General features: G+C 34.7%; 9 protein-coding genes and 1 other RNA gene. 5 read left to right on the top strand and 5 right to left on the bottom strand.

Translation table 11 applies throughout. The annotated features are described in order from the left end of the window. Window positions 1-591: 591 nt before the first annotated feature. From ACR1PN_RS12065 to rpoN, 4 genes are all read left to right on the top strand, one after another. Window positions 592-960: an ISAon1 family transposase N-terminal region protein gene (locus ACR1PN_RS12065; protein ID WP_433980234.1), complete on the top strand. Its 369-nt coding sequence runs from the start codon at window positions 592-594 to the stop codon at window positions 958-960. 223 nt (window positions 961-1183) lie between these two features. Further along, window positions 1184-1819 (top strand): ISAon1 family transposase, encoded by a 636-nt coding sequence (locus ACR1PN_RS12060; RefSeq protein ID WP_433980236.1) that lies wholly within the window; start codon window positions 1184-1186, stop codon window positions 1817-1819. Further along, window positions 1761-1916 (top strand): transposase, encoded by a 156-nt coding sequence (locus tag ACR1PN_RS12055; RefSeq protein WP_433980235.1) that lies wholly within the window; start codon window positions 1761-1763, stop codon window positions 1914-1916. Before ACR1PN_RS12060 ends, ACR1PN_RS12055 begins: the two co-directional genes overlap by 59 nt. Window positions 1917-2080: 164 nt before the next feature. Further along, entirely contained in the window at window positions 2081-3544 is a 1464-nt protein-coding gene (rpoN, locus tag ACR1PN_RS12050; protein WP_378183641.1) for an RNA polymerase factor sigma-54, read from the top strand. Between the two features lie 107 nt (window positions 3545-3651). Here the strand turns inward: rpoN and ACR1PN_RS12045 are convergent, their stop codons facing one another. From ACR1PN_RS12045 to ACR1PN_RS12035, 3 genes are all read right to left on the bottom strand, one after another. Beyond that, the gene (locus ACR1PN_RS12045; protein WP_433980233.1) at window positions 3652-5271 is read right to left on the bottom strand and encodes an AMP-binding protein; all 1620 of its coding nucleotides are present in this window, start codon (window positions 5269-5271) and stop codon (window positions 3652-3654) included. Between the two features lie 63 nt (window positions 5272-5334). Further along, window positions 5335-6009, bottom strand: a complete 675-nt coding sequence (locus ACR1PN_RS12040) for a beta-carotene 15,15'-monooxygenase (protein WP_378183648.1) — start codon at window positions 6007-6009, stop codon at window positions 5335-5337. Then, a complete protein-coding gene (locus ACR1PN_RS12035) occupies window positions 6002-6493 on the bottom strand; it encodes an RNA polymerase sigma factor (RefSeq protein ID WP_433980232.1) in 492 nt (163 codons plus the stop codon). The genes ACR1PN_RS12040 and ACR1PN_RS12035 overlap by 8 nt, the downstream gene beginning before the upstream one ends. A gap of 179 nt (window positions 6494-6672) precedes the next feature. On the opposite strand from ACR1PN_RS12035, the gene rnpB reads away from it, so the two are divergent. Then, window positions 6673-7000: RNase P RNA component class A (gene rnpB, locus ACR1PN_RS12030), an RNA gene on the top strand. A 103-nt stretch (window positions 7001-7103) separates the two neighbouring features. On the opposite strand, the gene ACR1PN_RS12025 is transcribed toward rnpB, so the two are convergent. Together ACR1PN_RS12025 and ACR1PN_RS12020 are read right to left on the bottom strand one after the other, a co-directional pair. Beyond that, the gene (locus ACR1PN_RS12025) at window positions 7104-7973 is read right to left on the bottom strand and encodes a polyphosphate kinase 2 family protein (protein ID WP_433980231.1); all 870 of its coding nucleotides are present in this window, start codon (window positions 7971-7973) and stop codon (window positions 7104-7106) included. 138 nt (window positions 7974-8111) lie between these two features. Beyond that, the gene (locus ACR1PN_RS12020; RefSeq protein ID WP_034674454.1) at window positions 8112-8579 is read right to left on the bottom strand and encodes a DUF1573 domain-containing protein; all 468 of its coding nucleotides are present in this window, start codon (window positions 8577-8579) and stop codon (window positions 8112-8114) included. Window positions 8580-8609: the final 30 nt, after the last annotated feature.

Genomic DNA, 8609 nt, shown 5'->3' with positions numbered 1-8609 from the left:
TTTCTAAGATGAGACAAATAATAATGATGATCCAATATTTTCTATGGAAAGGAACTTTATTAATAAATATGGGGGATAATTAATTTAAAGAATTGAAGAATTTATATCCCAAAATCTTAGATTTAAAATTCAATACTTAAACTATAACATTAAGTATTCAATATTTAATAATAGATGTTTAAGTGAACTTGGTTTCGATAAAACTGAGCCTTTTTAGATGAGATATTATCAGTCTTCAGCTATCAAGTATATTATACAGGCAGAAAGAAGATATTCAAAATATTAGATCACTGTGCCGCTCCTACGGAGCTCCCTAAATTATGTTTTTTTATTTAATCATATTAATATTAACTCCTATTTCCTGAATTTACAAAGTATTAATTAAATCTATTGTACAACTTTGATAAGCTGTCGCCTGCAAATGTGTTTGGGTTTAATGGTAGCTTAACGGGAATTGTAAAATCAGAAATTAAAAAGCGGAAGAAAGATTAATGTTAAAGATGGTTTTAACGCAGTTGCTCACAATTCTAAAGATATATGGGATCAGTCTCAAAAGTTGGGGAGAAATATAGAAAGTGTTAACTTTGCTTAATGTCTCAAGAGCAAGAATTATTAAAACTATTACTGCCTGAATATTTAGTTGCGTATTTCGATTTTATAAAATTTGAAGAAAAAGAAGGGCTACTTTATCTTTATTTTGAAGAAAAAAGCAGTATTCCTAAAGAGTTTTCATCATTAAACCTCCAATCGAAAGGTTTTCACGAAGAGATTACCGTTGATGATTTTCCGCTTCAGGGCAAAGCCGTAAAACTCAGCATTAAACGTAGAAGATGGATGGAAATGAAGTCTGGAAAAATCGTTCAGCGAGATTGGAATCTTATAGCTAAAGGAACCCGCATGACACAGGATTTTGCAGAGTTCTTTAAAAAAAATCAGCCGATACTAAAGCGCTTTCTTTAGAAACCATTGTCGATCTGCACGGTATCGATGGTAAAAAATTCCGAAGACAGTACAAGAAATCACTCAGTGAATTTACAGATTGGAACCAGAAATCCCATGCCGAAGATTATATTTTATACCCCGAAAACTGCCTCTCACAACTCTCTTTAGACGAAGTAGCCTTGTCTCAGGGTGAACTTATACTGTTCTCACCTCCAAAAAAGCAAAAGGAAGAAAAGGCAGTATTGTTGCCATCATAAAAGGCACCCAGAGTGATTTTGTCATCACGCATCTTTTAAAGATCAGCAGAAAACTTCGAATGAAGGTAAATGAAATTACTTTGGATATGGCGGGTTCCATGAAGCGTATTGCCCAACGCTGCTTCCCTAATTCAGCACGGGTGATTGACCGCTTTCATGTTCAGAAGCTGGCTATAGAAGCATTTCAGGAAATCAGGATCAGACATCGCTGGGATGCTGTTGAAATGGAAAATAAGGTAATGGAAGGATTGGATGAAGAACAAATTCTAAGTACAGAAATATTTGAAAATGGGGATTCACGCAAACAACTTTTAGCCAGAAGCCGGTATTTGCTTTATAAAAGCAGAGAAAAATGGACATTTTCCCAAAAACAAAGAGCCGCCATTCTTTTTGCTCAGTATCCCGACCTGGAGAAAGCATATCAATTGACCGATGGACTGCGAAAGATTTATAATCAGAATATTCCAAAATCTTTGGCGATGACTAAGCTTGCGCATTGGTTCAAAGAGGTGGAAGAAGCAGATTTTAAATCTTTTTCTACCTTAAGAAAAACAATAATGAATCATTACAGGGGATATTTTAAACTATTTTCATCAAAGAAGCACCAATGCAGCTGCTGAATCCTTCAATGCCAAAATCAAAAACTTCAGAATGCAGCTACGAGGAGTAAAAGACAGAACTTTCTTTCTATTCAGGTTGACTAAACTTTTTGCTTAGTCCCCAACTTTTGAAACTGATCCGATATATGCCTATAAATAAAGCCAATACAGTATTGTATCAGCTTTATAAACTATTCACTACAAAAATCATGCTAAATGTTTCTTTTCTCAAAAAAAAATATTAAATTCGTAGATATTATGTTAACAGACACAAAGTAGAATATGCTAAAACAACATTTACAGCTTAAATTAGGACAGAAACTTGCACCACAGCAGATTCAACTGATGAAGTTGATTCAGCTTCATACTTTGGAGTTTGAAGAAGAACTGGAACGTGAACTTGAAGAGAATCCTGCATTAGAAATAGCAAAGGAAGAATCAAAAGAAGATGAATATGCTTCTTTGGATGATAATTATGAAAGTGAGGGTACAGAAAGCATTGAAACTGATTTTGATGTAAATGAGTACCTTTATGATGATGAGCCTAGCTATAAGACAGCTTCAAGTAATTACTCTGCAGATGATGAAGATTTTGACAATGAAAGTCTCCTGACAGAAGGACAGTCACTTTTTGACTATCTGATGGAGCAGATTAATCTTGTCAATATTAACGAGGAAGATCTGAAAATAGCGGAATACATTATTGGTAACCTTGATACAGATGGTTATCTAAGAAGAGAAATCAAGTCTATTGTAGATGATCTTGCCTTTTCTCAAGGAATTTATACAACAAAAGAAAAAGTAGAGGATATTCTTGAGAATTATGTACAGAAGCTTGATCCTCCCGGTGTCGGAGCAAGAGGTTTGCAGGAATGTCTTTTACTACAAATTGAGAAAAAGGTAAGTTCTGATAAAGCTGTTTCTTTGGCAGCAAATATTTTAAGATTTCAGTTTGATGCACTCACAAACAAACATTACAATAAGATAATCCAGAAATACGATATTGAGGAAGAGGATTTGAAGGATGCATTGGAAGAAATATCAAAATTATCTCCTAAAGTGGGTGGGAATTTCGATACACAAACAATTACGATCAATCAGGAGATCATTCCAGATTTTGTAATTCAGGTAAAAGACGGGCAGGTCATTCCGATGTTGAATAGCAAGAATGCGCCAACTTTAAGAGTTTCTGAAGAATATAAAGATATTCTAACGACTTATTCGCACGATAAAAATTCTTCTGAGCACAAGCAGGCTGCCTTATTTATTAAGCAAAAATTAGATGCTGCAAAGTGGTATATTGATGCAATTAATCAGCGTCAGAATACCCTCCTTCAGACTATTACTGCAATTGTGAAATTCCAGCATAATTATTTTATTACTGGAGATGAAAAATCTTTAAAACCAATGATTCTTAAAGATATTGCAGATATCACAGGTTTTGATATTTCAACAATTTCAAGGGTGGTGAAAAGTAAATATGCAGATACTCCGAATGGAATTATTTATCTGAAAGATTTATTCTCCGACAGTCTTACCAATGACGATGGAGAGGAAGTTTCAACCAAAGAAATTAAAAATCATCTTCAGGAAGTAATCAGCAAAGAAAATAAGAGAAAACCTTTGACGGACGATGCTTTGGTAGTTATTTTGAAAGAACAAGGTTATAATATTGCGAGAAGAACAATTGCAAAATACCGTGAACAACTCAATATTCCGGTTGCAAGATTGAGAAAAGAACTTTAAATTATAAAAAAGCATTTCAAATTTGAAATGCTTTTTTCTTTATGTATTTTTTGCTGATTTACTTCTGAAAATTGTAAGATTTGGATAAACTATTTTATCATCAAATCTTATTTGATATTTTCTAAACCCAGTTCTCTTACAGAAATCTCTCTCATCTCCACTTTTCGGATTTTTCCTGAAATGGTCATCGGGAATTCTTCAACAAATTTCCAATATTTCGGAACTTTATAATGGGCGATCCTGCCTTTACAATATTCATTTAATTCTTCTTCTGTCACCGTAAATCCTGGTCGGATTTTTACCCAAGCCATCACTTCTTCTCCGAATTTTTCACTTGGAACTCCGATAATCTGAACATCTAAAATATTGGGATAGGTGTAAAGAAAATCTTCAATTTCTTTAGGCGAAATATTTTCTCCGCCCCGAATAATAAGGTCTTTTATTCTTCCGGAAATCGTAATGTAGCCATCGTTATCCATTACAGCTAAATCTCCGGTATGCATCCATCTTCCGTCATCGATAACTCTTTTGGTGTTTTCGGGGTCGTTCCAGTATTTTAGCATCACAGAATAGCCTCTTGTACATAATTCTCCATGTTCGCCACGATTTAAGACTTTACCATTTTCACCGACTATTTTTATTTCTAAATGATTCTGAACTGTTCCGACTGTACTTACCTGCTTTTCCAAAGGCGTTCCAATTAAGGTTTGCGTTGAAACGGGCGATGTTTCTGTCATTCCGTAGCAGATGCTCATTTCTTTTATATTCATTAGGTTTTCGACTTTTTTCATGATTTCTGGCGGACAAACGGAACCCGCCATAACACCGGTCCGGAGGTTGGAGAAATCATATTGATCAAAATCTTTTACGGCGAGTTCGGCAATAAACATCGTAGGAACTCCATATAAAGAGGTGCACTTTTCATCTGAAACAACTTTCAGCGTAATTTCCGGGTCAAAACTATCATTTGGAATCACCATACAAGCTCCATGAGATGTACAACAGAGATTTCCGATAACCATTCCGAAGCAGTGATAAAAAGGAACAGGAATGCAAACTCTGTCTTTTTCTGTATATTTTAAACGAATTCCAATGAAATAACCGTTGTTCAGAATATTGTGATGGGAAAGCGTAACTCCTTTCGGAAAACCGGTTGTTCCCGATGTGTATTGAATATTTACAGGGGCATCAAACTCCACCTTATTTTCAAAATCTTCAAGAATTTCATCTGAAATTTGTTCAGCATTGCTAAGAAAGCTTTGCCAATTTTCATCGAAAAATATTTCAGATTTCAAAGTGGTGCAAAATTCTCGTGCATCAGCAATCATTTTTTTATAATTACTTGATTTAAAATTCAGAGACGAAAAAATATGCGACATTTCCGACTGATTGATGACAAAAATCAATTCACTGGTTCTGTAAGCTGGATTAATGTTGACTAAAATAACTCCGATTCTTGCTGTGGCATACTGCAGTAAAACCCATTCATAACGGTTTGCAGACCAAACTCCTACTCTGTCACCGGGCTTTACGCCAAGATGAATTAAGGCCTTCGCAACCTGGGTTGTCTGATTGTAAAATTCCTGATAAGTAGCTCTATAATTTTGATGCACACAGATTAAGGCTTCCTGATCAGGGAATTTTTCAACGGTATTTTTAAGATTTTTTCCGATAGTTTCTCCTAATAATGGTATATCGGAAGCACCGTGAACGTAAGATAAAGACATAAAATGCTAATTTGATAGAATAAAATTAGGCATTAAATATTTAAATATCGGTTTGAAAATGGCTTAATTTTCCTGAGATTCTATTTCTTTTAGCTGATTTAAATTTTTATCGAGTCTGCTCATGATAATACCATAAACAAGTCGGTAATATGCCCAGATTAGTACAACACAGAGTATGGTTCCTACTATGATACCGACAATAAATCCTGTAAAGCTTGAACTGTTTACCTTAACCTGCTGAACATTTAGTACGTAGAAAGCGAAGGCTGTAAGGCTCATGATCAGTATCACCAATAATCCTATATTGGTTAAGATAAACGCATTGACCGTTTTTTTGAAGGTAATAATTCTTAGAATAAAAAGTTTCAAATCTTCTTCAACTTTGATTTTTCGGTAGTTTAAGTAAAATTTGGCAACAAAATATCCGGTAATTAAAAGGCTTATAATTTTAACGAAGATATAGATGTTGTCGAGCTTTACCATCAAATGCTCATTCTTTTGCACACCCATATTTTCCAGAATGTTCATAAAGCTGTCCCCTTCGTTGCCCTGAATCAGATAAAAGACTCCCATGAAGCTGAAAAACAAAAATTCCACCACGCTGATCCAGAAAATATATTTCATATAATTGCGTGACTTTTTATTGAGCATTTTCAGAATCTCATTATCATCGTATTTGGGCTGAACAGGCTGCTCCTGCCAAGTTTTCTTAAAGCTGTCTAAATCAAATTCAGGCATGTTTTTCCATTTTTTCTTTAAGGATTTTCTTTAATCTGTTCATTTTTACACGTGCATTTACCTCGGTAATACCTAAATTTTCTGCAATATCTTTATAAGGGAGATCATCAAGATACATCATAACGATAGCCCTTTCTACATTCGGTAAAGTTTTGATTACAGCGTAAAGAAGTGAAATTTGCTGTTGTTTGTCATCATCATCTTCAATGAAATCTCTATGGTTGATGTCAAGCTCATTGGTTTGTAAACTTTTACTTTTCTTTCTGAAAAGAGTAATGGCTGTGTTTAGCGCCACACGATACATCCATGTAGAAATTTTTGAATTCCCTTTGAAAGAATCATAACTACGCCAAAGCTGTAAAACAATTTCCTGGAAAAGGTCTTCTTCGTCCTCCAGTGAATTGGTGTAAAGACGCGAAACCTTGATAATCAATCCCTGGTTATCTTTCACAAGCTGCGCAAACTCTTTCTCTTTAGAAATCACAATAAATGTATAACGGCACGAAGATAATAATTATTAGTCAATTGTTAATTTTACTTTGTAAGTCAATTGTGAATTTTATTTTGAAAATTTGGTTATAAAGTTTCAAAAATTGACAAGGAAAAGAATTGACTATTCACAATTCACTTTTTATATACGGCAATTTCCTATCTTTGCAGCCACGAGAAAATCGGCCTGTTGATTCTTATTTCGGTAAGGGTAGGAAAGTCCGGACACCATAGAGCAGCAAAGCGGATAACATCCGTCATCCGCGAGGATAGGACAAGTGCAACAGAAAGCAGGTACAGTTCGGCTGTAGTGAAACCAGGTAAACTCTTTGCGGTGCAATGATAAGTATATCGGTTCTTTTCAGCAATGAAAATAGGGGCGGCTCGTCCTGAAAACCGAGGGGTAATCAGCTCAAGTTTTGCAGCAATGTAAAACGCAGATAAATAACAGGCATCCCGACTTTTCGGGATACAAAATCCGGCTTATAGATTTTCTCGTGATTTTTTGTAAGAATACAACTAATACACAAATATTCTTTTCTGAAAATAATTCGTGTATTCGCGGCAATTTTACTTGATTCTTTTTACTTTTTTCTTGGCTTTTTTTATTCGCTTTCCAATTGTTTTTTCGCATCTTCGAGACCTTTTCTGTCTTCGTCTGAAAGTTCCGGAAACTTCAAATCCATTTTTTCTAAAGTATCAATGATGATCTGTATTGCCGAAAGTCTTGCAAACCATTTATTATCTGCAGGAATTACATACCAGGGAGCATGATCTTTTGAAGTTTCGTTGATGGCAGTTTCGTAGCATTCCATATATTTCGGGAACAATGCTCTTTCGGGAAGGTCAGAAGTTGAAAACTTCCAGTTTTTTTCCTGTTCGTTGATTCGGTCTAATAGTCTTTTCTTTTGCTCATCTTTAGAAACATGCAGAAATATTTTTACAATTGTAGTTCCGTTTTGGGCTAAATGTTTTTCAAAATTTCTGATACTTTCATAACGGTTTTCCCAGAATTTATCATCAAAATCTTTTACGGAATCCCAAGTTTTTTCACTTAAATTATATTCAGGATGTACTTTGCAAACCAGCACACTTTCATAATGAGAACGGTTGAAAATTCCGATCATTCCTTTTTGGGGAAGAGCCAAATAATGCCTCCACAGAAAATCGTGTGAATATTCTCTTGAACTTGGCGTTTTAAAGCTTGTTACATTACAGCCTTGGGGATTTACTCCACCAAAAACATGCTCAATCAGGCTGTCTTTTCCTGCAGCATCCATAGCCTGAAGTACAACCAAAAGAGATTTGCTGCCGTCTGCATAAAGCTTCTCCTGTAATTCTCTCAGCTTTTCTTTTTCTTTGATTAGCATTTGTACACCTTCTTCTTTTGTAAGCTTCCCTTTGTATTCTGTTGAAGTATTTTTGATTGAAAATTTTCCTTTTATCTGAAAATCGTCTGAAAAATTAGTATTCATGTTTTTATTTAAGTTTTAGAATTAAAATATTTAGTAGATTCCATCAACCAAAAATCAATCAACCATCAACTAAACCCAACATAAATGTATAAAAAAAACCGTCTCGATAGAGACGGTTTGTATATTTTTAGTAGAAATTTATTTTGCTGCCGCTACTTTTTTTGCAGCTTTAGCAGCTTTTTTCTCTTCTTTAGCTTTAGCTTTAAGCTCTGCCGGAGTTAACGGTTTTGGATCCGGTGCATTTGGAGTAACTTCACCTTTGATGTAAATTACACTTCTGCTGTTTACAGGATCATTAGAAAATACCTCGATCATTTTGTTGAAAGGAGAAACACTTGCAGTGTTGTATCCCACTTTAATTTTAGCAGATTTACCAGGAGCAATGGGTGCAGTGCTGAATTCCGGTGTTGTACATCCGCAAGATGGTTTTACATTAGAAATGATAAGAGGTTTATCACCTGTATTTGTTACGGTAAAAAATCTTGTTCCGTCAGAATTTGGTTTAATTTGACCATATTCATAGGTAGTTTTATCAAATGTGATGGTCTGAGCAGATGCCAAAGCAAATGTTCCGAATAATGCAATTCCTGCAAATAAATTTTTCATATTCTTGAATGTTAATATGTTTGTTAGATA

This window comes from Chryseobacterium sp. RLHN22 (genome assembly GCF_051011795.1).
GTDB lineage: Bacteria > Bacteroidota > Bacteroidia > Flavobacteriales > Weeksellaceae > Chryseobacterium > Chryseobacterium zhengzhouense.
Note: the sequence above shows the minus strand (reverse complement) of the source record. Positions and strands in the feature narration are given on the sequence as shown.